Origin of the sequence: Vallicoccus soli (assembly GCF_003594885.1) — a bacterium.
Taxonomy (GTDB): domain Bacteria; phylum Actinomycetota; class Actinomycetes; order Motilibacterales; family Motilibacteraceae; genus Vallicoccus; species Vallicoccus soli.
In genome coordinates this window covers 374,550-396,063 of the sequence record NZ_QZEZ01000002.1, presented here as the reverse complement: position 1 = coordinate 396,063, position 21,514 = coordinate 374,550, and the positions used below count along the sequence as shown (strand labels likewise).

21 protein-coding genes are annotated in these 21,514 nt (G+C 77.8%); 8 read left to right on the top strand and 13 right to left on the bottom strand.

Annotated elements, in window-relative coordinates; translation table 11 throughout:
- Position 1 precedes the first annotated feature (1 nt).
- The 8 genes from D5H78_RS07065 to D5H78_RS07030 all read right to left on the bottom strand — a co-directional run bounded on the left by D5H78_RS07065 (position 2) and on the right by D5H78_RS07030 (position 8,240).
- The gene (locus D5H78_RS07065) at positions 2-247 is read right to left on the bottom strand and encodes an acyl carrier protein (protein ID WP_119949707.1); all 246 of its coding nucleotides are present in this window, start codon (positions 245-247) and stop codon (positions 2-4) included.
- Positions 248-342: 95 nt separating this feature from the next.
- Positions 343-1,371 carry a beta-ketoacyl-ACP synthase III gene (locus D5H78_RS07060; protein WP_119949706.1) on the bottom strand — a complete coding sequence of 343 codons (1,029 nt, stop codon included), beginning with the start codon at positions 1,369-1,371 and terminating at the stop codon, positions 343-345.
- Positions 1,368-2,567, bottom strand: coding sequence for an acyltransferase domain-containing protein (locus D5H78_RS07055; protein ID WP_119949705.1), 1,200 nt, complete (start codon positions 2,565-2,567; stop codon positions 1,368-1,370). The genes D5H78_RS07060 and D5H78_RS07055 overlap by 4 nt, the downstream gene beginning before the upstream one ends.
- 135 nt (positions 2,568-2,702) lie before the next feature.
- Entirely contained in the window at positions 2,703-3,887 is a 1,185-nt protein-coding gene (locus D5H78_RS07050) for a PucR family transcriptional regulator (RefSeq protein WP_119949704.1), read from the bottom strand.
- 10 nt (positions 3,888-3,897) lie between these two features.
- Positions 3,898-4,992 (bottom strand): HNH endonuclease signature motif containing protein, encoded by a 1,095-nt coding sequence (locus D5H78_RS07045; RefSeq protein WP_119949703.1) that lies wholly within the window; start codon positions 4,990-4,992, stop codon positions 3,898-3,900.
- A gap of 57 nt (positions 4,993-5,049) precedes the next feature.
- The gene (locus D5H78_RS07040) at positions 5,050-6,216 is read right to left on the bottom strand and encodes a GNAT family N-acetyltransferase (RefSeq protein ID WP_119949702.1); all 1,167 of its coding nucleotides are present in this window, start codon (positions 6,214-6,216) and stop codon (positions 5,050-5,052) included.
- Between the two features lie 25 nt (positions 6,217-6,241).
- Positions 6,242-6,757, bottom strand: coding sequence for a hypothetical protein (locus tag D5H78_RS07035; protein ID WP_119949701.1), 516 nt, complete (start codon positions 6,755-6,757; stop codon positions 6,242-6,244).
- 91 nt (positions 6,758-6,848) lie between these two features.
- Positions 6,849-8,240: a pyridoxal phosphate-dependent decarboxylase family protein gene (locus tag D5H78_RS07030; RefSeq protein WP_119949700.1), complete on the bottom strand. Its 1,392-nt coding sequence runs from the start codon at positions 8,238-8,240 to the stop codon at positions 6,849-6,851.
- Positions 8,241-8,347: 107 nt separating this feature from the next.
- On the opposite strand from D5H78_RS07030, the gene D5H78_RS07025 reads away from it, so the two are divergent.
- The 3 genes from D5H78_RS07025 to D5H78_RS07015 all read left to right on the top strand — a co-directional run bounded on the left by D5H78_RS07025 (position 8,348) and on the right by D5H78_RS07015 (position 12,394).
- Positions 8,348-8,971 (top strand): DUF998 domain-containing protein, encoded by a 624-nt coding sequence (locus D5H78_RS07025; RefSeq protein ID WP_119949699.1) that lies wholly within the window; start codon positions 8,348-8,350, stop codon positions 8,969-8,971.
- Positions 8,968-10,017, top strand: a complete 1,050-nt coding sequence (locus tag D5H78_RS07020) for a PHP domain-containing protein (RefSeq protein ID WP_119949698.1) — start codon at positions 8,968-8,970, stop codon at positions 10,015-10,017. Before D5H78_RS07025 ends, D5H78_RS07020 begins: the two co-directional genes overlap by 4 nt.
- Positions 10,018-10,093: 76 nt before the next feature.
- Positions 10,094-12,394 (top strand): putative bifunctional diguanylate cyclase/phosphodiesterase, encoded by a 2,301-nt coding sequence (locus D5H78_RS07015; RefSeq protein ID WP_119949697.1) that lies wholly within the window; start codon positions 10,094-10,096, stop codon positions 12,392-12,394.
- Here the strand turns inward: D5H78_RS07015 and D5H78_RS07010 are convergent.
- Positions 12,367-13,341, bottom strand: coding sequence for an EamA family transporter (locus D5H78_RS07010; protein WP_119949936.1), 975 nt, complete (start codon positions 13,339-13,341; stop codon positions 12,367-12,369). The two genes, D5H78_RS07015 and D5H78_RS07010, sit on opposite strands and share 28 nt — an antisense overlap.
- A 177-nt stretch (positions 13,342-13,518) precedes the next feature.
- On the opposite strand from D5H78_RS07010, the gene D5H78_RS07005 reads away from it, so the two are divergent.
- On the top strand, positions 13,519-14,181 hold the full coding sequence (locus D5H78_RS07005; RefSeq protein ID WP_165865636.1) for a pirin family protein: 663 nt from the start codon (positions 13,519-13,521) through the stop codon (positions 14,179-14,181).
- Positions 14,182-14,184: 3 nt separating this feature from the next.
- On the opposite strand, the gene D5H78_RS07000 is transcribed toward D5H78_RS07005, so the two are convergent.
- The gene (locus D5H78_RS07000) at positions 14,185-14,658 is read right to left on the bottom strand and encodes a DUF4383 domain-containing protein (protein ID WP_165865635.1); all 474 of its coding nucleotides are present in this window, start codon (positions 14,656-14,658) and stop codon (positions 14,185-14,187) included.
- Between the two features lie 76 nt (positions 14,659-14,734).
- Here D5H78_RS07000 and D5H78_RS06995 point away from each other — a divergent pair, with 76 nt between their 5' ends.
- Entirely contained in the window at positions 14,735-15,718 is a 984-nt protein-coding gene (locus D5H78_RS06995) for a phosphotransferase (RefSeq protein ID WP_119949694.1), read from the top strand.
- Between the two features lie 13 nt (positions 15,719-15,731).
- Here the strand turns inward: D5H78_RS06995 and D5H78_RS06990 are convergent, their stop codons facing one another.
- The 3 genes from D5H78_RS06990 to aceE form a co-directional block, all read right to left on the bottom strand.
- A complete protein-coding gene (locus tag D5H78_RS06990) occupies positions 15,732-16,163 on the bottom strand; it encodes a hypothetical protein (RefSeq protein ID WP_119949693.1) in 432 nt (143 codons plus the stop codon).
- A 99-nt stretch (positions 16,164-16,262) separates the two neighbouring features.
- Positions 16,263-16,442, bottom strand: a complete 180-nt coding sequence (locus D5H78_RS06985) for a hypothetical protein (protein WP_119949692.1) — start codon at positions 16,440-16,442, stop codon at positions 16,263-16,265.
- A 108-nt stretch (positions 16,443-16,550) separates the two neighbouring features.
- Positions 16,551-19,310, bottom strand: a complete 2,760-nt coding sequence (gene aceE, locus D5H78_RS06980; RefSeq protein ID WP_119949691.1) for a pyruvate dehydrogenase (acetyl-transferring), homodimeric type — start codon at positions 19,308-19,310, stop codon at positions 16,551-16,553.
- 143 nt (positions 19,311-19,453) lie between these two features.
- Between aceE and D5H78_RS06975 the strand changes: the two genes are divergently transcribed.
- Genes D5H78_RS06975 through D5H78_RS06965 form a run of 3 tightly spaced genes read left to right on the top strand, consistent with a single transcriptional unit; the run spans position 19,454 to position 21,439 of the window.
- Positions 19,454-20,257, top strand: coding sequence for a superoxide dismutase family protein (locus D5H78_RS06975; protein WP_119949690.1), 804 nt, complete (start codon positions 19,454-19,456; stop codon positions 20,255-20,257).
- 41 nt (positions 20,258-20,298) lie between these two features.
- A complete protein-coding gene (locus tag D5H78_RS06970; protein WP_218566325.1) occupies positions 20,299-21,000 on the top strand; it encodes a class F sortase in 702 nt (233 codons plus the stop codon).
- A 31-nt stretch (positions 21,001-21,031) separates the two neighbouring features.
- A complete protein-coding gene (locus D5H78_RS06965) occupies positions 21,032-21,439 on the top strand; it encodes a YjbQ family protein (protein ID WP_119949688.1) in 408 nt (135 codons plus the stop codon).
- Positions 21,440-21,514: the final 75 nt, after the last annotated feature.

The window sequence follows — 21,514 nt, the reverse complement described above, 5'->3', positions numbered from 1 at the left end:
GTCAGGCGCTCTGCTTGGCGATGTACGAGACCGCGTCGCCGACCGTCTTGAGGTCCTTGACGTCGTCGTCCGGGATGCGCACGCCGAACTTCTCCTCAGCGTTGACGACGATGGTCATCATCGACAGCGAGTCGATGTCGAGGTCGTCGGTGAACGACTTCTGCGGCTGGACGTCGTCGGTCGGGAGACCGGTCTCCTCGTTGATGATCTCTGCGAGACCGCTGAGGATCTCCTGCTCGCTGGCCATGCTGGGTGCTCCTCGTTGTCGGGGTCTGGGGGTGGTGCCCGTACGGGCGGTGGGCAGCCTACGGGCGGGCGGGGGGCGGCCCCGGGGGCGCCGCGCTAGGGCAGGACGACGACCTGCCCGGCGTACACGAGCCCGGCGCCGAAGCCCAGCAGCAGGGCGAGGTCGCCGCTGCGGGCCTCGCCCCGCTCGCGCAGGCGGTCCAGCGCGAGGGGGATCGACGCGCCGGAGGTGTTGCCGGTCGTCGTCACGTCGCGCGCGACGACGGTGTCCTCGGGCAGGCCGAGCTTCTTGAGGATCGCGTCGGTGATGCGGTTGTTCGCCTGGTGCGGGACGAACACGTCGACGTCCTCCACCCGCAGGCCGGCGGCCTCGACGGCCCGGCGCGCCACGCCGGGCATCTCGGTCACCGCCCAGCGGAACACCGGCTGGCCCTGCATGCCGATGTGCGGGAACGCCGCCTCCGCCGCGCCGTCGCCGATGTCGACGCCCTGGCGAGCGAGCACGGTCCACGGCTCGGGCTGGGCGATGACGTGCTTCTGGGAACCGTCCGAGCCGTAGACCGTCGGGCCGATCCCGGGGGTGTCCGACGGCGACACGAGGGCCGCGCCCGCGCCGTCGGCGAAGATGAAGGACGAGCCGCGGTCGTGCTTGTCGATGAAGTCGGTCATCTTCTCGACGCCCACGACGAGGACGTGCTCGGCGGAGCCGGAGCGCACCATGTCGTCCGCCATCCCGACGCCGTACGTGAACCCGGCGCAGGCCGCCGACAGGTCCACCGCGCCGGCCCCGCGGGTGCCGAGCCGGTCGGCGAGCTCGGCCGCCGCCGAGGGCGTCTGGTACGGGTGCGTGATCGTCGCGAGCAGGACGCTGTCGACCTGCTCGGGGCCGATCCCGGCGTGCGCGAGCGCCTTGCCCGACGCGGCGAGCGCCATGTCGACGACGGTCTCGTCGGGGGCCGCGAAGTGGCGCAGGCGGATGCCGGTGCGCTCCTGGATCCACGCGTCGCTCGAGTCGATCCAGCGGCAGATCTCGTCGTTGTCGACGACCCGGGACGGGCGGTAGCCGCCGATCCCGGTGATCCGCGCCCCGGCCCGCTGCGCCCGCGGCGTGATCGCCGGGCTCACGCGAGCACCGCCTCGGGGTGGGCCGCCTCGGGGTGCAGCCGCACGAGGGGCTGCCCCGGCCGCACGGGGTCGCCGTCCTCGACGAGGAGCTCGACGACCGTGCCGCCGTGGGGCGCGCTGACGGTGTGCTCGTCGCGGTGCGTCGCGACGACGCCGACGGGGGCGCCCGGCTCCAGGGTGGCCCCGGGGGTGGTGCCGGCGGCGCGCCACGTGCCCGCGCTCGGCGCGACGAGCAGCCGCCACGTCGGGGTGGTCGACAGCGGCGACGGCGTGCCGTGCTCCTGCACGAGGCGCCGGGCCGCGTCGAGGTCGTCGGGGGTCTTCAGGGCGAGGGTCTCGACGCCGGGGAGGTTGCGCTTCACCAGTCCGGTCAGGGTGCCGGCCGGCGGGACCTCGATGACGGCGGTGACGCCGAGGTCGGCCATGGTGCGCATGCAGAGGTCCCAGCGGACCGGGCTGGCCACCTGCCCGACGATGCGGTCGAGGGCGTCGCGGCCGTCGTGCACGACGGCGCCGTCGCGGTTGCTCAGCAGCCGGGTGCGCGGGTCGTGCGTGGTGATGGCGCGGGCGTAGCGCTCGAGCCGCGACACCGCCGGCGCCATGTGGTGCGTGTGGAAGGCGCCCGCGACGGACAGCGGGATCACCCGGGCCTTCGCGGGCGGCGCGGCCCTGAGCGCGTCGACCTGCGCGACGGTGCCCGCGGCGACGACCTGCCCCGTCCCGTTGTGGTTCGCGGCGGTCAGCCCGTGCTGCTCGATCGCGGCGAGGACCTCGTCGTGGTCGCCGCCGACGACCGCAGCCATCGTCGTCGGGGTCGTGGCGCTCGCGGCGGCCATGGCGCGCCCGCGCTCGCGGACGAGGACCATGCCCTGCTCGGCGCTGAGGACCCCGGTGCCGACCGCGGCGGTGATCTCGCCGACGCTGTGCCCGGCGCCCGCGCCGACCTGGCCGAACGCGTCGCCGGGGTGCGGGAAGAGGGCCAGGAGGGACACGAGGCCGGCCGCGACGATGAGCGGCTGCGCCACCGCGGTGTCGCGGATCGTCTCGGCGTCCGAGGTCGTGCCGTGCGCCACCAGGTCGAGGCCCGCGGCGGCGGACAGCCACGTGAGGCGGTCCTCGAAGCCGGGGACCTCGAGCCACGGAGCGAGGAAGCCGGGCGTCTGGGCGCCCTGGCCGGGCGCGAGGATCACGAGCACGGCCCCACGGTGCCCCCTCGCGGGGCCGGGGCGCGGTAGGCACGGGAACCACGTTCGGCCCCGGTCGTTGTGAGTGGCTCACAACGACGGCGCCGCCGGGTCAAGGGCGGGTCAGGCCCGGGTCACACGCCGGGGTCAGGGGCGCGCCGCGGGCGCCGGCGCCGGTGGCGGGGCTGCGGCGAGCCGGCCCAGGGCGAGCGCGAGGCGCAGCGCGAAGGCCTGGCGCTCGTCGTGCGGGGAGTAGCCGGTGACGTCGACGACGCGCCGCAGGCGGTAGCGGACGGTGTTGGGGTGCACGAAGAGCAGCCGCGCGGCGGCCTCGAAGGAGGGGGCCTGCTCGAGGTACGTCGCGAGCGTCTCGAGCAGCGCGTTGCCGGCCTGCTCCAGGGGGACGTACACCTCCTCGACCAGGCGCCGCCGCGCTCCGGGGTCGCCGCCGACGGCCCGCTCCGGCAGCAGCTCGTCCGACGGCACCGGGCGGGGCGCGAGCGGCCAGGCCCGTACGACCGACAGCCCCTGCAGCGCCTCCTCGGCCGAGCGCGCCGCGCCGAGCAGGTCGGCGGCCAGGGGGCCGACGACCACGGGGCCGGGGGCGAACTCGTCGACGACGTGCAGCGCGGCCTTCTCCGGCTCCTCGACGCCGCCCAGCACCGCGACCAGGCGGTCGCCCTGCACGCCGGTGAGGACGTCGAGCTTGGCCGAGCGCGCCCGCCGACGCAGGCCCTCGACGACCGCGTCGGTGGGCGTCGCGGGGGTGGAGCCGACCGCGACGACGACCCCGGCGTGCCCGTGCCAGCCGAGGGCCGCCGCCCTGCTGCGCACCGAGTCGTCGACCTCGCCGCGCAGCAGCGCGTCGACGACGAGCGCCTCGAGCCGGGCGTCCCAGGCGCCGCGCGACTCCGCCGCCTGCGCGTAGACCCGGGCGGCCGCGAACGCCACCTCGCGCGAGTAGCGCAGCACGCCCTCGCGCAGCGCGGTCGACCCGCCGGGCGCGGCGATGTCGTCGATGCGCTCCTCGACCACCTGGAGGACCACGCGGACCAGCTCCACCGTCTGCTGCAGCGTGACGACGCGGGCCAGCTCGCGGGGGGCGATCCCGAAGACGTCGGCGCTGATGGTCCCCTTGGCCCCCGACTGGCGCATCCACTCGACGAACTGCGCGATGCCGGCCTGCGCGACGAGGTTCACCCACGAGCGGTTCTCCGCGGCCATCCGCCGGTACCAGGGCAGCGTCTCGTCCATGCGCAGGATCGCCGCCGCCGACAGCTCGTCCATCCGCCGCTGCAGGCGCCGCACGGTGGCGGACGGCGCGCGGGTCATGCCGTGGACCCTAGTCCGCCCCGGCCGGCACCGGGTGGGGCCCGGTTGTGGCGGGGTGACAAGGGAGGGCCGGGTCGCTCAGCAGGGCGGGCCGTCGTCGGGGCCCGGTCAGGCGCGGTGGGCCTTGGCATGCTGCCGGCGGGCGGTGGTGGCGCGCAGGGGTGTGGAGGGGCTGGGGGTGGGGCCGGTGGTGTGCTGGCGTCCGGTGCGGCTGGTCCAGCTCGTCGTCCCGGCAGGGCCGGCTTCGCTGCGCCATCGTCCGAAGGACTTCTGGCCGTGGTGGCGGGCGCACAGCGGCCGCAGGGTTCGCCGCGCTGGTGGGTCCGCCGTCGTGCCACTCGTGGACGTGGTCGAGCTCTGTCCGGGAGGCGGGGCGGGCGCAGCCGGGGAACGCGCACACGTGGGAGCTGGCGAGGATGTGGTCCCGGGGGCTGAGTGGGTTGGTAGCGGGTGCGCCGTGGTCGAGCAGGTGCCCGGTGACGTCGTCGTGGACCCAGCGCTGCCACTCGGTGTCCGCGGCCATCGCGCGGGCGAGGTGGGCGGGCAGGATCCCGGCGCCCTCGCCGAGGCCGGGCCCGGTGAGGACGGCGGGTTCGGAGCGTAGGCCGAGCAGGGTGTGCAGGTCGACGTGCACGTGCATGACGACGCGCTGCCCGTGCACGCTCGGCAGGGCGGGGTCCTCCAGGGCGTGCAGGGCCCAGGTGCGCAGGGCGTGCAGGCGGTGCTGACCCAGCAGCAGGTCCTCCGGCGCATACCCAGGGCCGCGACCATGCACGACGGGGGCCGCATCCCCGGTCTCGTGGTCGGGTCCCGTCGCGTGCTGGTCGGGTGTTGCCCCCTTCGCGCATGATCGCGGCGGTTCGGTGGGGGTCGCTGTCGCGCGGGGGTGCGCTTCGGCGTGGGCGGCGTGGGCGGCGTGGGCGGCGTGGGCGGCGGCGTCGTCCGGCGTCTCCGCGTCGAGCAGCAGCTCCAGGACCGCGACCGACGGCGCGCACCGCGACAACCCGCCCGACGAGCGGCGCTCCGCGGCCTCGCCCGCCAGCCGCTCGGCCTCGGCCCACCGCTCGGCGGACCACGCCTCGCCCGGGTCCGGTGCCGCTGCCATGGCCAGAGCCCAGCACGACGCTCGAACCGGTGTTCGCACGATGGCTCGGGCGCCGGGTCAGAACGAGTCGAGCAGGCGCAGCGGGCCGCCGGCAGCGAGCAGGTCGAGCACCGAGGGGTCGCTGCCGACGTCGGCCAGCCCGGCGAGGGCCACGGCGGCGCCGCTGGCCGAGCCCGAGAGCAGCAGGGCCAGGGCGCGCGGGCCGAGGGCAGCCGCCGGGGGAGCGTCGGTGGGGCGCAGCGCGCCGCGGCCCCCCTCGACCGCGAGCTCCCACGTGCCGGTGTTCCACGGGGCCGCGGGGTCCTCGACGCGCAGCACCAGCCGGCCGGCGACGGCGGTGGGCCACCCGCGGTCCTCGACGGCGCGGACGAGGTCGACCGCGCGGAGCATCCACGTCTCGCGCTCGTGCACCCGCGCCCGCTCGACCGGCAGGCGCGCGGCGAGGGGGCCGCCGGGGACGGCGCGCAGCCGTACGGTCGGGGCCACCGACGCCCAGCCGCGCAGCAGGGCGACCAGTCCGTCGGCGCCCGCGGGCGTCGCGGCGGCGAGGTCCTGGACGGCGAGGACGCCGCCGGGGCCGTATCCGCCCTCGCGGCTCCACAGCGCCCACGCGACGACGCGGCCCGCGTCCTCGACGAGCGTCAGCCCGTCGGCGTCGTCCAGGGCAGCCCCGCGCGGGGCGAAGGCGGTGAGGAGCCCGTCGGTGGCGCGGGCGCCGGCGGCGTACGCGTCCTGGGCCGCCGGCAGGTCCTCCTCGGTCCCGCCGCGCAGGGTGGTCCGCGGGGCGAGGACCGGCAGGTCCGCGGTCGGCAGGTCGAGGGTCGTGAGGTCCCCGGCGACCTCCCACCCGAGGGCCCGGTACGGCCCCGCCGTGGTCGGGAAGAGCGCGCTCGTCGCGACGCCGCGCTCGCGGGCCCCCGCCAGCAGCGCGGTGAGCAGGGCACGCCCGACGCCCTGCCCGCGGGCCTCGGGGGCGACGGCGACGCCGCCCACGTCCGCGGCGCGGACGGCCCGCCCGCCCCACCAGCGCTCCTGGTGCAGGTCGACGGCCTTCCCGACGAGCCGCCCGCGGGCGTCGAACGCGCCCCAGCGGGTCAGGCCCGGCGCCGGCTCCAGCGCCCAGCGGGGCGGCTCCGCCGCCCGGCCGGCGAACGCCTCCTTGCCCAGCCGCCAGGCGGCGTGCAGGTCGTCGGGCTCGAGCGGGCGGACGTCGGCGGCGGGCACGCGCCGACGCTAGCCGCCCCGGCGCTCAGAGCGGCGCGACCGTCCCCGGCAGCAGCGGCACCGGCGGACCGGGGACGGTGACGCCCCACGGGGGGAGGAAGGGCGGCGTGCCCGGCGGTGCCGGGGGGGCCTCCTGCAGCACCAGGCGCGCCACGTCCCACCGCTCGCCGTTCCGCTGGGCCACGCACGTCCACGGGCCCTTCCCCGACCAGCCCCCGACGGTCGCTCGCCGCGCACGGCCCGCCTCGTCGATCTGTGCGCCGGCGGATCCGACCTCCCACGTCGAGCCCTCGGGTGGTCCCCACCTCCGCGATCCCTCGTCCCAGCAGGCGTCGAAGGCCGGCTCCAGGTCCGTCTGGACGTCCGCCGCCCGCGCGACGAGGACTGGATCGCCGCTGAGCGCCGGGTCCTCCGGCGGCACCGGGACGGCACCGGCGGCGGCGCCCGGCGCGGACGCGTCGGGGCCGAGGTCCGAGCACCCGGCCAGCACCGGCGCCCCGGCAGCGAGGAGCGCGCCCAGCAGCAGGAGGGAGCGGCGCACGGCAGCGAGGCTAGCGGCGGCGGACCGGACCGGCGCCGGTCCGCCCTCGGGGGCCACCCGAACGGCCCCCGCCCGTCGCGCACCGTCCTGCTCAGGGCACCGGGCCGGTGGCCCGCGCGGCGGCCCGGCGCACCGCGTCGACGGCGACGCGCACGTCCTGGCCGCTGGTCGTCCAGTTGCTCACCGACACCCGCAGCACCTCGCGCCCGCGCCACCGCGACCCGGACATCCAGGTGGTGCCGTCGGCGAGCAGCGCGGCCGCCACCGCCCGCGTCCGCGCGTCGTCGCCGAAGCTCGCGCAGACCTGCGTGTAGGCGACGTCGTTGAGCACCTCGGCGCCGGGCACGGCCGCGATGCCCTCGGCGAGCTGGCAGGCGCGCAGGTGCAGGCGGTCCACGAGGTCCGCGACGCCCGTGCGGCCGAGGGAGCGCAGCGCCGCCCACACCGGCACGCCGCGGGCGCGCCGGGACAGCTCGGGCACCCGGTCGAGCGGGTCGCCGGGCCCCTCCGCGTGCACGAGGTAGCTCGCGCGCATCCCCAGCGCGTCGCGCACCGCCCGCGGCCGGGCGACGACGGCGAGGCCGCAGTCGTACGGCACGTTGAGCGTCTTGTGCGCGTCGGTCGCCCAGGAGTCGGCCGCCTCGACCCCGGCGACGAGGTGCCGCAGCCGCGGCGAGGCCGCCGCCCACAGGCCGAACGCGCCGTCGACGTGCACCCAGGCACCGTGCTCGTGGGCCAGGGCGGTGGCGGCGCCCAGCGGGTCGAAGGCGCCCGAGTGCAGGTTGCCGGCCTGCAGGACGACGAGGGTCGGGCCGCTGCCGCCCTCGAGCGCCTCCGCGAGCGCGTCCAGGCGCAGCCGCCCCTGCTCGTCGGCGGCGACCGGGGTGGGGGTGCCGAGGCCGAGGTAGCGCAGCGCGAGGTCGACCGTCGAGTGCCGGTCCTCCCCGACGAGCACGCGCACCCGCGGCGCGCCGGTGAGGCCGTCGCGGTCGAGGTCCCAGCCCGCGTCCGTCAGCACCTGCTGGCGCCCGGCCGCGAGGCCGGTGAAGTTGGCCATCGTGGCGCCGGTGACGAAGCCGACGTCCGCCCCGGCGGGCAGGCCGAGCAGGTCCAGCACCCACGCCGCCGCGGCCTCCTCGGCGGCGACGGTGCCGGGGGTGGCGTACCGCATCCCGCTGTTCTGGTCCCAGCCGCTGACCATCCAGTCGGCGGCCAGCGCGGCGGGCAGCGTCCCGCCGATGACCCAGCCGAAGAAGCGGCCCGACGGCATGGCCATGAGCCCGGGCTCCACGCCGTCGGCGAGCCGGTCGACCACGGCCGCCGGGTCCTCCGGCCCGTCGGGGAGCGGCCCGCCGAGGGCGTCGGCGAGGGCGTCCGCGTCCAGGCGCGGGGGTACGGCCCGCTCCGGCAGCGTGCCGAGCCAGGCGAGGGTGCGGTCCCGGGCGCGCTCGAGCGCGGCGGCGTACGGCTCCGGCGGCGTCATGGCACCACCCTGGCCCCGCGGGCGGCGTCCGCGCCAGCAGGTGCGGCGCCCGGGGCCGGGCGCGGTCACGCGGCCCCGTCGTCCCGGTCACCCGGGAGCATGGGCGGGTGCCGCGCCACCCCGTGCTCCTCGTCGCCCTGCCGCTGGCCGCGTTCGCCGGGCTCGTCGCGCTCGGCGGCGCCCTGCAGCCCGGGTACGACCAGGGCCGCGACTACGTGAGCAGCCTCGCCGCCGTCGGCGCGCGGGCGCCCGCGGTCGGCGTCGCCGCGGTCGCGGTGCTGGCGCTCGCCCACGCGGCGGGCGCCCTCGTGCTGCGCCGGGCGACCGGCGCGCGGGCGGCGCCGGCGCTGCTCCTGGGCTGCGCGGCGGCGGGGCTCGTCGTCGCCGCCGCGCGCATCCCGTGCCCCGGCGGGTCCGCGGGCTGCGGGACCGGCGCGCCGGCCGCCGCGCCCACGACCGCGGGCGACGTGCACGGCGCGGCCGTGGCGGCGTACGCGGTGCTGGTCGCGCTCGCCATGCTCGCCGCCGCCCGGCCGGCGCTGCGCGCAGGGCACCGCCTGCTCGCCGCGGCATCGCCGGTGCTCGCCGTCGCGTCGCTCGCCCTCGTGCTCGCGCAGGACGCGGCCGCGAGCCCCGGCGGCCTCCAGCGCGCGTGGCTCGCGGTGAGCGCGGCGTGGCTGCTCCTGGCGGCTGGCGCCGCCGCGGCCGGGCGCGGTAGGACGGGGCCGTGAGCGACGTCCCGGGACCGGTCGGCCCGGTCGAGGCCCTGAAGCGCATCGCGTTCCTGCTCGAGCGGGCCCACGAGCCGACGTACCGGGTCAGGGCCTTCCGCACGGCCGCCGCGGCCGTCGAGGCGCTGGGGCCGGGGGAGGTGGAGCGGCGCGTCGCGGACGGCACGCTCACCCAGCTGCCGGGCGTCGGCAAGACCACGGCGCTGGTCGTCAGCGAGGCCGTGGGCGGCGAGGTGCCGGTCTACCTGCGCCGGCTCGAGGCGACGGGCGGGCGGCCGGTCGCCGAGGGCGGCGCCGAGCTGCGGGCGCTGCTGCGCGGCGACCTGCACACCCACAGCGACTGGTCCGACGGCGGCAGCCCGGTGCGCGAGATGGCCGAGACGGCCCGCGACCTCGGGCACGCGTACGTCGCCCTCACCGACCACAGCCCCCGGCTCACCGTCGCGAACGGGCTGTCCCCGGAGCGGCTGCGCCGCCAGCTCGACCTCGTGGCGGAGCTCAACGCCGAGCTGGCGCCGTTCCGCATCCTCACCGGCATCGAGTGCGACATCAACGAGGACGGCTCGCTGGACCAGGAGCCCGAGCTGCTGGCCCGGCTCGACGTCGTCGTCGCCTCGGTGCACTCCAAGCTGCGCATGCCCGCCGAGGACATGACCCGGCGCATGGTCGCGGCCGTCGCGAACCCGCACACCGACGTGCTCGGGCACTGCACGGGGCGCAACGTCACCCCCCGCGGGCGCAGCGGCCGGGTCCGCCCCGAGTCCGAGTTCGACGCCGAGGTGGTGTTCGAGGCGTGCCGGCGCTTCGACGTCGCGGTCGAGGTCAACTCCCGGCCCGAGCGGCTCGACCCGCCGAAGCGGCTCCTGCGCCTGGCGGTGGAGACGGGCTGCCGGTTCAGCATCGACACGGACGCGCACGCGCCGGGGCAGCTGGACTGGCAGGGCATCGGCTGCGAGCGCGCCGCGGCGTGCGGGGTCGACCCGGCCACGGTCGTCAACACCTGGCCCCTCGAGGAGCTCCTGGCCTGGACCGGCCGCGCCGGCTGACCCGCCCGGCTCAAGGACGGCCGTCCCCCTGCCGACGGGGAGGAGGGGCGCCGCGCCCCGGGAGGGGAGGGCCGCGATGGCCGCGATGTCCGAGAGCCGGGCGCCGCTGCCGCGCGCCGTGCGCGCGGGCGGGGTCGTGGCGGCCGTGGTGCTCGCGACCTACCTCGCCTCGCTGCTCGTGCGGGACCGCTACGACCCGCTCTTCGACCTCGGCGTCGGCAGCGCCGCGTACGTCGTGCCGGGCCTGCTCGTGCTCGCCCGCGCCCGGCTCGTCGAGCGCAACCGCACCGGCTTCGCGCTCGTGGGCTCGGCGGTCCTGCTGCAGGCCGCGGGCAACGCGCTGGACCTCAGCGAGGTGCACCTGCCCGACCCCCTGCCGGGCCTCGCCGCGGTCGACGCGGCGTACCTCGGCGTCTACCCCCTGCTCCTGGCCGGCGTCGTGGCCCTGGCCCGGCACGAGGTGGGCGGCGCCCAGCGCTCGCTGTGGCTCGACGGCCTCATCGCCGCGCTCGGCGGCGCGGCCGCGGGGTCGGTCCTGGGCCTGCGCACGATCCTGCCCGCCCTCGAGGGCGGTCGGCTCGGCGAGGTGCTGTCCACGGCCGCGTACCCGGTGCTGGACCTCGTGCTCGCCGCCCTCGTCCTCGGCGTCGTCACCATCCGCGGGCGCGGCCCGGGGCGCACGTGGACCTGGCTGGCCGCGGGCCTGCTGCTCTTCGCCGCCGGCGACACGGTGTACGCCCTGCGCACCGTCGCGGGCACCTTCGTCTCGGGCACGCTGCTCGACGGCACCTGGGCGGTCGCGCTGGCCGTCGTGGCCGCCGCGGCCTGGGCGCGCGACGACGTCCCGCGCCCGCACGAGGCGGTGCGCAGCGCGCTCGGCGTGCCGGGCGCCTTCGCGCTCGTGACCGTCGGCGTCCTCGTCGCCGGCGGGCGCACGCCCCTGCCCGCGTACGTCGAGGCCCTCGCCGCCGCCACCCTGCTGCTCGTCCTCGCCCGCACGGCCCTCGCGTTCCGCGACCTGCGCGCCCTGGCCGAGAGCCACCGGCTCTCCCGCACCGACGACCTGACCGGCCTGCCCAACCGCCGCGCGTTCCTCGAGCGGCTCGACGAGGCGCTGGCCGAGGCCGCGGAGGGGGAGGAGCCGACGGCGATCGCGCTGCTCGACCTCGACGGGTTCAAGGAGGTCAACGACACCCTCGGGCACCAGGTGGGCGACGAGCTGCTCCGGCTCGTCGGCCCCCGGCTCGTCCCCGCGCTGCGCGCGGGCGACGACCTCGCGCGCCTCGGCGGCGACGAGTTCGCGCTGCTGCTGCGCTGCACCGACGCCGACGGCGCGGCCGAGGTCGCCCGCCGGGTCGCGGCCGCGCTCGCCGAGCCGCTCGAGGTGGCGGGCGTGCCCGTGCGGGTCTCCGGCAGCGTCGGCATCGCCCTGCACCCGCAGGACGCCGCCGACGGGCACGGGCTCCTGCAGTGCGCCGACATCGCCATGTACGCCGCCAAGGCCGAGCGCACCGTCGTGGCCCACTACGACCCGCAGCGCGACACGGCGAGCCGCGAGCGGCTGCGCACCCGCCAGATGCTCCGCCGGGCGATCGAGCAGGACGAGTTCGAGGTCCACTACCAGCCGCAGTGCGCGCTGGGCGGCGGCGCCGCGGTCGGCGTCGAGGCGCTCGTGCGCTGGCGGCACCCCGAGCGCGGGCTCCTGCCGCCGGGCGCCTTCCTCGAGCTCGTCGAGCAGGCCCACCTCATGCCGGCGCTCACGCTCGTCGTGCTCGAGCAGGGCGTGCAGCAGTGCGCCGCCTGGCGCCGGCAGGGGCGCGAGCTCACGGTCTCGGTGAACCTCTCCGCGCGCAGCCTGCTCGACCCCGAGCTGCCCGGGCAGGTCGACGCCCTGCTGCGCCGGCACGCCCTGCCCGCCGCCGCCCTGGTCCTCGAGGTGACCGAGGAGATGATCGTCACCGACCCGGTCCGCTCGCTCGCGACGCTCGACGCGCTGCGCGCCCTCGGCCTGGGCCTCGCCCTCGACGACTACGGCACCGGGTACGCGTCCCTGCGCTACCTGCGGGACCTGCCGTTCGACGAGCTCAAGATCGACCGCTCGTTCGTGCAGGACCTCGGCACCCGCGCCGCCGACACGGCGATCGTGGCCTCGACGACGGAGCTCGCGCACGCGCTGGGCCTGCGCGTGGTCGCCGAGGGCGTGGAGACCGCCGCCGCCCTCGGCCTGCTCGCCGAGCTCGGCGTGGACACCGCCCAGGGCTACCACCTGTGCCGCCCCGTGCCCGCCACCGACCTCTCGGCCTGGCTCGAGGCCCGCGCGGCGGCCGCGCCGCCCCTGCCGGCGGGCGCTCAGCCGCTGGAGCCCGCGCCCCGCTGAGCCGTCCCGGCGCCGGCCCGCGGGCGGGGCGCCGGTGCCGCCGACGCGGCGCTGCCGGCCACGGCGGCGGCCACGAGAGCGGCGCCGAGGGCCCCGAGGGGGCTGAGCCGCTCCCCGAGGAGCAGCACGGACAGGACGGTGGCCGTCAGCGGCTCGAGCAGCGCGGCCACCGCGGCCACCGGGGCGGCCACCCCGGGGAGCCCGCGGAACCAGGCGACGTACGCCGCCGCCGTCGGCAGCAGCCCCAGCGCGGCGACGAGCAGCAGCGCCCGCGGGTCCCCGAGGTCGCCCACCGGCCCGGCGAGCAGCCCGACGGGTAGCAGCAGCAGGCCCCCGGCGAGGAACGCCGGGCCCGCGGACGCCGCGGGCGCCAGCCCCGGCAGGGACCGCCGGGTCGCGAGGGTCATCGCGGTGAAGCCGCCGGCCGCCGCCAGGGCCAGGGCGACGCCGGCGGCCGTGCGCGCCGGGTCGGCGGGCGCGGCCGGCGCCCCCACCAGCAGGACGAGCCCGGTGACGGCGAGGGCGAGCGCCGCCGCGGTCGCGCGTCCGGGCGCCCGCCGGTCGACGGCCGCGGCCGCCAGCGTGACGAGCACCGGGCAGGAGCCGAGGGTCACGAGGGTCGCGAGGCTGACCGAGGTGAGCGCCACCGCGGCGAAGTAGGCGGCCTGGTACGTCGCCGCGCACACCGCGACGACGCCGAGCCGGCGCAGCGCGGCGACCCGCGGCGCCGGGCCGCCCCGCCGCCTGAGCGGGCCGGGGAAGCGGCCGGTGGCGACGAGCCACCAGGTGACGGCCAGGCCGCCGACGACGAGGCGCAGCGCCGCCGTGAGGAGCGGCCCGGTGCCGGCGGTGCGGGACAGGGCGGCCCCGAGCAGCCCGCCGGTGCCCCAGAGCACGGCGGCGAGCGCCACGAGGCGCAGCGGGAGGGTGGGGGTGGACGTGGGCACGGCGCGGCTCCTGCCGGTCGGGGACGGGGGTCCGGCGACGGCGGGGCGGCTCGGGTCGAGGGGCCCCGCGCTCAGCGGCGGGGCGGGGGCGTGCTGGTGCGTCGTGCCACGGGCGGGAGCGTAGGCCAGCGGCGGGGGCCCGCGCACCGGCGTCCCGCACGGCGGGACGATGGGCGGGTGGACGTGCGCCGCGGCGGGGACCGCTACCTCACGCGCGACGGGGGCGTGACGACCCGGCACGCCTTCTCCTTCGGCCCGCACTACGACCCGGGCAACACCGGCCTGGGGCCGCTCCTCGTCCACGACGAGCACGCCCTGGGCCCGCGGGCCGGCTTCGCGCCGCACCGGCACCGCGAGGTCGAGGTCGTCACCTGGGTGCTCGAGGGCGAGGTGCACCACGAGGGGCCGCCGGGGGAGCGGGCGGTGCTCGGGCCCGGCACGGTGCAGCACCTCACCGCGGGCACCGGCGTGGTCCACCGGGAGGTCGCGGGGGACGCGCCGGCGCGGCTGCTGCAGGCGTGGGTCGCCCCCGCCGCCGCGGGGGCCGCCCCTGCGGTCACGCGCAGCGCGGTCCCGCTGGACGCGGGGGTGCGCTGCGCGCTGCGGGTCGGGCCGCACGCCGCGCTGCACCTGGGCCGGCTGCGGCCCGGCGAGCGCGCTCCGGTGCCGTCGGCCCGCCGGGTGCACCTGCACGTCGCCCGCGGGGCGGTGCTCCTCGACGGGGTGGTCCTGGCCGCGGGCGACGCCGCGCGGCTCGACCCGCCCCGCGCGGGCGCCGCCGCGCAGGGCGGGCCGGACGGCGCCGAGCTCGTCGTGTGGGCGCTCGGCCCGACCCCCTGACCCTCAGCGCTGCGGCCGGTACTCGTCCTCCGCCGGCCGGCGGGCCTCGTTCGACGCCGGCACCTGCCACCGCCAGATGAGCGCCCCGGCCACGACCAGCAGCAGGTGCAGCACGTTGTCCCAGGAGTTGAGCGCCAGCGCGTTGGGCCCGGTGTCCTCGTAGTTCGCGAAGACGAGCCCCCACACCAGCACGGCGCCGTAGCCCACGAGCAGGACGAGCCCGTAGAGCCGCGCGTTGGTGAGGCTGCGCCACATGAGCAGGCCCAGCACCCCGAAGAGCAGGTGCACCACGTTGTGCAGCAGGTTCACCCGGAACAGCCACAGCACCCAGCGCTCGCGGTCCGGGTCGAACCCGGTGAGGACGAGCCCCAGCACCCCCACGGCGAGGAAGCCGGCGCCCACGGCGAGGGTGAGCAGGCCGGGCAGGCCCGACGGGTCGGTCTCGTCCTGCGTGCGCAGGCGGGTCAGCAGTGCCATGCGCAGGGTGCTTGCCCCTGCGCCGCGCGCGAAACGCGGGGGCGCGCCCCGGCCGGGCCCTGGCAGCATGCGGCCGGTGAGCGAGCCCAGCGCGCCCGGCGCCCCCTCGACCTGCGCGCCCCCGGCCTTCCGCGACCCCCGCTGGCGGCGGGAGGTCCTCGGCTGGGCGCTGCCGGCGCTGGCCGGCCACGGCCTGCGCCTGACCGGCGCCGTCGAGCAGCCCCGGGTGCGCCCCTGGTCGACCCTCCTGCGCCTGCCGACCAGCGGGGGGCCGGTGTGGCTGAAGGCCCTCGCCGCGGGGACGCGCTACGAGGCGGCCCTGCTCGCGGCCCTCGCCCGCCACGGGGTCGACGCCGTGCCGCGCCCGCTGGCCGTCGAGGCCGAGCGCGGCTGGGTGCTCCTGCCGGACGGCGGGCCGGTGCTGCGCGACGCCGCCGGCGGGCAGGACGCCGGGTGGGCGGCCTGGGAGTCCCTGCTCGTCCGGTACGGCGCCCTGCAGCGCGCCGTCGCGCCGCTGGCCGACGAGCTGCTCGCGCTGGGCGTGCCCGACGTGCGGCCCGCGGCCGTGCCGGGGTACCTCGAGCGCCTGCTCGAGGACCCGGGGGTGGTGGCGCCCGAGCCGGCGCGGCGGGTGCGGGCGCTGCTGCCGCGGGTGCGCGAGTGGTGCGCCGCGCTCGACGAGGGTCCCTGCGCCACGCTGCAGCACGACGACCTGCACGACGGCAACGTGCTCGCCCGCGACGGGACGGTCATCGACTGGGGCGACGCCTCGGTCGCGCACCCCTTCTCCACGCTGCTCGTCGTGCGCCGGGTGCTCCTCGACCGGCACCCCGGCGAGCCGCACCGGGTGCGGCGGGTCGTCGACGCGTACCTCGAGGGGTGGGACGGCGACCCCGCCGCCCTGCGCGCCCTGGTCCCGGTCGCCGAGCGGGTCGGCTGCGTGGGCCGGGCGCTGGCCTGGCAGCGGGCGCTCACCGGTCCCGGCGTCGAGCCCGCCCCCGGCCACCTCGAGGCGCCGGGCGCCTGGCTGCAGGAGCTGCTCGCCGAGCCGGTGGCCTGACGGCCGGGCGCCCTCAGAGCAGCGGCAGCAGCGCGAGGGCCTGCGCCGCCACGCCGGTGAGCAGGCCCAGCAGGACGGCGAGCACGAGCGCCCGCCCGCCGGTCAGTCGGGCGTCACCGCCCGGCAGGCGCCGCTGCAGGTCGTGCGCCAGCGGCTCGCGGGCCGCGCGCCGGCGGCGGGACCACGGCGCGTCGAGGAGCAGCCAGGCCAGCACGCCGAGGGTCGACGGCAGCACGACGAGGAACCAGCACCACGCCCACTTCGTGGCGCGGCGCGGCTGCGGCCCGGCGACCAGCACCACGAGCGCGACCAGCCACGCGGCCCCCCACCGGTCCAGGGCCCGCTCCGCCCAGTCCGGGCCGAGGTCCTCGCGCACCCCCGCGGCCTCCCGGCGCAGGTCGGCGGCGGACGTGCCGCTGCCCACCACGTCGGCGCTGCGCAGCACGGGGGACCCGGTCCGCCAGAAGAGGGTGCGCCCGCCGCCCTCGCGGGCGCGCGGGGCGTCGACGCCGAGGCCGTCGCCGCTCGCCGCGTCCCCGAGCGCCTACGAGGTCACCCGGCCGGCCGCGAGGTCGGCGCGGAACGCCTCGACGTCGCTCGCCACCGGCGTCAGCACCGCGGTGGACAGCCCGAGCCAGAGCGCCCAGGCGAGCAGGGCGGCGCGCCCGGCGGCCCAGGCGCCGTCGACGAGGGCGCCCCGTCGGACGGGGTCGAGGCCGGGCACCCGCCGAGCATGGCAGGGCCCCCGCCGCTGCGTGGGCGTTCGCCACGCAGCGACGGGGGCCGTCACCCGTACGGAGCAGTCCCCGCGCACCCGGGGCTGCGCCGGGTCCTACTCCGAGCCGCCCGTGGAGTCGCCCGCCGGCGGGGCGGTGACGTCGTGCAGGCGGTAGCGCTCGATCGCCTCGCGCGGCGCCTCGCGCTTGACCTCGCCCCGGCGGGCGAGCTCGGCGAGCACGCGGACGACGATCGACCAGGTGTCGACCTTGAAGTGCCGGCGCAGGGCGCCGCGGGTGTCGGACAGGCCGAACCCGTCGGTGCCGAGGGAGGCGAAGTCGCCGGGGACCCACGGCGCGATCTGGTCCTGGACGCTGCGCATCCAGTCCGACACCGCGACGACCGGGCCCGGCTGGCCCTCGAGGCGCTGGGTGACGTACGGCACCCGCTGGCCCTCGTCGGGGTGCTGCCAGTTCCACTCGTCGGCGGCGAGCGCGTCGCGGCGCAGCTCGTTCCACGAGGTCACCGACCACACCGCCGCGTGCACGCCCCACTCCTCGCCGAGGATGCGCTGCGCGTCGAGCGCCCACGGCACCGAGATGCCCGAGGCGAGGATCTGCGCCTTGGGCTGCTCGCTCTGCAGCGCCGGCGAGACGAGGTGCATCCCCTTGACGATGCCCTCGACGTCGACGTCGTCGGGCTGCTTCGGCTGCGGGAACGGCTCGTTGTAGACCGTCAGGTAGTAGTAGACGTTCGGGTCCTCGCCCTCGCGCGGCTCGCCGTACATGCGGCGCAGGCCGTCACGGACGATGTGCCCGAGCTCGTAGGCGAACGCGGGGTCGTACGCCATGACCGCCGGGTTGGTCGAGGCGAGCAGCAGCGAGTGGCCGTCCTCGTGCTGCAGGCCCTCACCGTTGAGCGTGGTGCGCCCCGCCGTGGCGCCGAGGACGAACCCGCGCGCCATCTGGTCGGCCGCGGCCCAGAAGGCGTCGCCGGTCCGCTGGAAGCCGAACATCGAGTAGAAGATGTAGATCGGCACCATCGGCTCGCCGTGGGTGGCGTACGACGTGCCGACCGCGGTCCACGACGCCGTCGAGCCGGCCTCGTTGATGCCCTCGTGGAGGATGACGCCCTTCGTGTCCTCCTTGTAGGACAGCATGAGCTCGCGGTCCACCGAGGTGTAGTTCTGCCCGTGGGGCGAGTAGATCTTCGCCGTCGGGAAGAGCGAGTCCAGGCCGAAGGTGCGCGCCTCGTCGGGGATGATCGGCACGAAGCGCTGGCCGAGGCCCTCGACCTTCATGAGGTCCTTGAGCAGGCGGACGAACGCCATCGTCGTGGCGACCTCCTGCTTGCCCGAGCCGCGCTGCACGACCGCGAAGGCCTTGTCGTCCGGCTGCGGCAGCGGCTTGGCCGCGACCGTGCGGGTCGGCAGGTAGCCGCCGAGCGCGCGGCGCCGCTCGTGCATGTACTCCAGCTCGGCCGAGCCCTCGGCCGGCTTGTAGTACGGCGGCAGCTTCTCGTCGAGCGCGCTGTCGGGGATGTCGAGGTAGAGCCGGTCGCGGAAGGCCTTGAGGTCCTCCAGCGTCAGCTTCTTCATCTGGTGGGTGGCGTTGCGCGCCTCGAAGTGCGAGCCGAGCGTCCAGCCCTTGATCGTCTTGGCGAGGATCACGGTGGGCTGGCCGGTGTGCTCGGTCGCCGCCTTGTACGCCGCGTAGAGCTTGCGGTAGTCGTGCCCGCCGCGCTGCAGCGACCAGATCTCGTCGTCGCTCATCGACTCGACCATGGCGCGGGTCCGCGCGTCGCGGCCGAAGAAGTTCTCCCGGACGTACGCGCCGCTCTCGGCCTTGTACGTCTGGTAGTCGCCGTCCGGGGTGGTGTTCATGAGGTTGACGAGGGCGCCGTCGCGGTCCTGCGCGAGCAGCGGGTCCCAGTTGCGGCCCCACACGACCTTGATGACGTTCCAGCCCGCGCCGCGGAAGAACGACTCGAGCTCCTGGATGACCTTGCCGTTGCCGCGGACCGGGCCGTCGAGGCGCTGCAGGTTGCAGTTGACGACGAAGGTGAGGTTGTCCAGCTCCTCGCGCGCGGCCGCGCCGATCGCGCCGAGCGACTCCGGCTCGTCCATCTCGCCGTCGCCGAGGAACGCCCACACCCGCTGGCCGCTGGTGTCCTTGATGCCGCGGTGGTGCAGGTAGCGGTTGAACCGCGCCTGGTAGATCGCGTTGATCGGCCCGAGGCCCATCGACACCGTGGGGAACTGCCAGAAGTCCGGCATGAGCCGCGGGTGCGGGTACGACGGCAGGCCGCCGCCCGGGCCGGCGTGCGACAGCTCCTGGCGGAAGCCGTCGAGCTGCTGCTCGGTGAGCCGGCCCTCGAGGTAGGCGCGGGCGTACATGCCCGGGGAGGCGTGGCCCTGGAAGAAGACCTGGTCCGCGCCGCCGCCCTCGGCGCCGGGGCCGCGGAAGAAGTGGTTGAAGCCGACCTCGTAGAGCGAGGCGGAGGACGCGTAGGTCGAGATGTGCCCGCCGACGCCCACACCGGGGCGCTGGGCCCGGTGGACCATGATCGCGGCGTTCCAGCGCACGTACGCCCGGATCCGGCGCTCGACGTGCTCGTCGCCCGGGAACCACGGCTCCGCCTCGGGCGGGATCGTGTTGATGTAGTCCGTGGTCGTCAGGCTGGGGACCCCGACGTTGTTCTCACGGGCCCGCTGCAGCAGGCTCAGCATGAGGTAGCGCGCCCGGGCCCGCCCGCCGTGCTCGACCGCCCCGTCGAGGGCCTCGAGCCACTCCCTCGTCTCCTCGGGGTCGATGTCGGGCAGCTGGCTGGGCAGTCCGTTGCTGATGATCGGAGCGCGGTCGCGTCCAGGAGCCACGGTCGTCTCTCTTCGTCGTCGCCGCCGCGTGCACGGCGCCTCGTCTGGCTGTCTCGGTGGGACCACCCTATTCCGCCACCCAACCGGGCCCCACCTCGCGCCGAACGGAGGGGGACAGCACCCCCGACGCAAGGAGCCCCCTCGTGCGCACCACCACCCGCGCCGCCCTGGCGACCGCGCTCGCCCCCGCCGCCCTCGGTGCCGCCCTGCTGGGCGCCGGCCCGGCGGCCGCCGCGGAGACGTACAGCATCACGCTGAGCCCGCAGAACGACAGCGGGGCCAGCGGGACCGCGCTGCTCACCGCCGGGGACGACGGGTCGCTGCGCGTGCGCATCGACGCCGAGGGCCTCGTCCCCGGGGCGCCGCACGCGCAGCACGTGCACGGCGGCGCGGACATGAGCCGGGACTTCATGTGCCCGACGCCCGAGGCGGACGCCGACGGCGACGGCATCGTCAGCACGGCGGAGGGCCTGCCGGACTACGGCGACATCTTCATCTCGCTCACCACCGAGGGCGACACGTCCAAGGACTCCGGCCTCGCCGTCGACCGCTTCCCGGTCGCCGACGCCGAGGGGCGGGTCTCCTACGACCGCACGATCCCGGCCGCCGAGCTGCCCGAGGGCACGCTCGAGGCGATCCGCAACCTGCACGTCGTCCAGCACGGCATCGACGTCAACGGCAACGGCCAGTACGACGCGGAGGCCGGCCCGTCCGAGCTCGACCCGGCCCTGCCGCAGGAGGCCACGGCCCCCGCGGACTGCGGCATGGTCGAGGGCGCGACGATCTCCCACGTGCCCGAGGGCGGCGTGGAGACCGGCCACGGCGCGGTGGCGCACGACGGCGGCGCCTCGAGCGCCCCGCTCGTCGCGGGAGGCGCGGCGCTGGCCGCCGCCGGGGTCCTCTTCGGCCTCTCCCGCCGCGGCGCCCGCCGGGGTGAGCGGGCCTGAGCGCGACCCCGCGGCGCTCCCGCCGCCGCCCCCTGGGGGTGGTGGCGGGCGCGCTGGCCCTCGCGGGCGCGGCGCTCGTCGGGACGGCGGTGGCCGGCGCCGGCGACGACGGGGACGCGGCAGACCCCGTGACGGCGGTGCCGGCGGCCCCTGCCGCGCCGGCCGCGCCGGCCGCGCCGGACGCGCCGGCGGCGGCCCCCTCCGGTACCGCCGCGACGGCCCCGTCCGCAGCGCCCTCCGCCCCGGCCCGCGCACGCGGCGCCGCCCCGCCGGCCGTCGCCGCCCTGCCGCGCAGCCGCCCGGCGCGCGTCGTCGTGCCGGCGCTGGGGCTCGACACCCGGGACCTCGTCGACCTCGGCCTGGGGCGCGACGGCGCGATGGACGTGCCGCAGGGGCCCGCCCCGGTCGGCTGGTACGACCGCAGCCCCACCCCGGGGGAGGCCGGGCCCAGCGTCCTCGCCGCGCACCTGGTGTGGAACGGCGAGCCGGGCGCCTTCGCCCGGCTCGCGACCCTGCGCCGCGGTCAGGAGGTCCGGGTCGAGCGCGAGGACGGCTCGACGGCCGTCTTCGCCGTGACCCGGGTCGCGCAGTACGGCAAGGAGGGGTTCCCCTCGGCCCAGGTCTACGGCAACACCCCCGGGCCCGAGCTGCGCCTCATCACCTGCGCCGGCGCGTACGACGAGGGGGCCGCGCGCTACCTCGACAACGTCGTGGTGTTCGCCCGGATGACCGGGCGGGCCTGAGCCGCGGGCCGGCGGCGCCTACGGTGGGCCGGTGCGCTCCGAGCTGATCGACGTGACCACCGGCCGCTCCGAGGCGGTGCACGACATCACCGCCGCCTGCGCGGCTTTCGTGCGCGAGGAGGGCGGCGACGGCCTGCTGCACGTGTGGGTCCCGCACGCGACGGCGGGCGTCGCCGTCCTCGAGACCGGCGCCGGCAGCGACGAGGACCTGCTCGCCGCGCTGGCCGACCTGCTGCCCGCCGACGACCGCTGGCGGCACCGGCACGGCTCGCCCGGGCACGGGCGCGACCACGTGCTGCCCGCGCTCGTCCCGCCGCACGCGACGGTGCCCGTGCTCGGCGGCGGGCTGGCGCTCGGCACCTGGCAGTCGGTGTGCCTCGTGGACACCAACCGGGACAACCCGCGCCGGCAGGTGCGCCTCAGCCTGCTGCGCGGCTGACGCCGGACCGTTACCGCCGGATGCCCGCGACCGCTTGCGCGGCACCCGAGAGGGCGTGTGGAATGCGCGCACGAC

Coding starts and splice junctions, on each gene's coding strand:
- D5H78_RS07065 (WP_119949707.1), bottom strand. CDS start 247: ATGGCCAGCGAGCAGGAGATCCTCAGCGGTCTCGCAGAGATCATCAAC.
- D5H78_RS07050 (WP_119949704.1), bottom strand. CDS start 3,887: ATGACCCGCGCGCCGTCCGCCACCGTGCGGCGCCTGCAGCGGCGGATG.
- D5H78_RS07045 (WP_119949703.1), bottom strand. CDS start 4,992: ATGGCAGCGGCACCGGACCCGGGCGAGGCGTGGTCCGCCGAGCGGTGG.
- D5H78_RS07030 (WP_119949700.1), bottom strand. CDS start 8,240: ATGACGCCGCCGGAGCCGTACGCCGCCGCGCTCGAGCGCGCCCGGGAC.
- D5H78_RS07015 (WP_119949697.1), top strand. CDS start 10,094: ATGGCCGCGATGTCCGAGAGCCGGGCGCCGCTGCCGCGCGCCGTGCGC.
- D5H78_RS07000 (WP_165865635.1), bottom strand. CDS start 14,658: ATGGCACTGCTGACCCGCCTGCGCACGCAGGACGAGACCGACCCGTCG.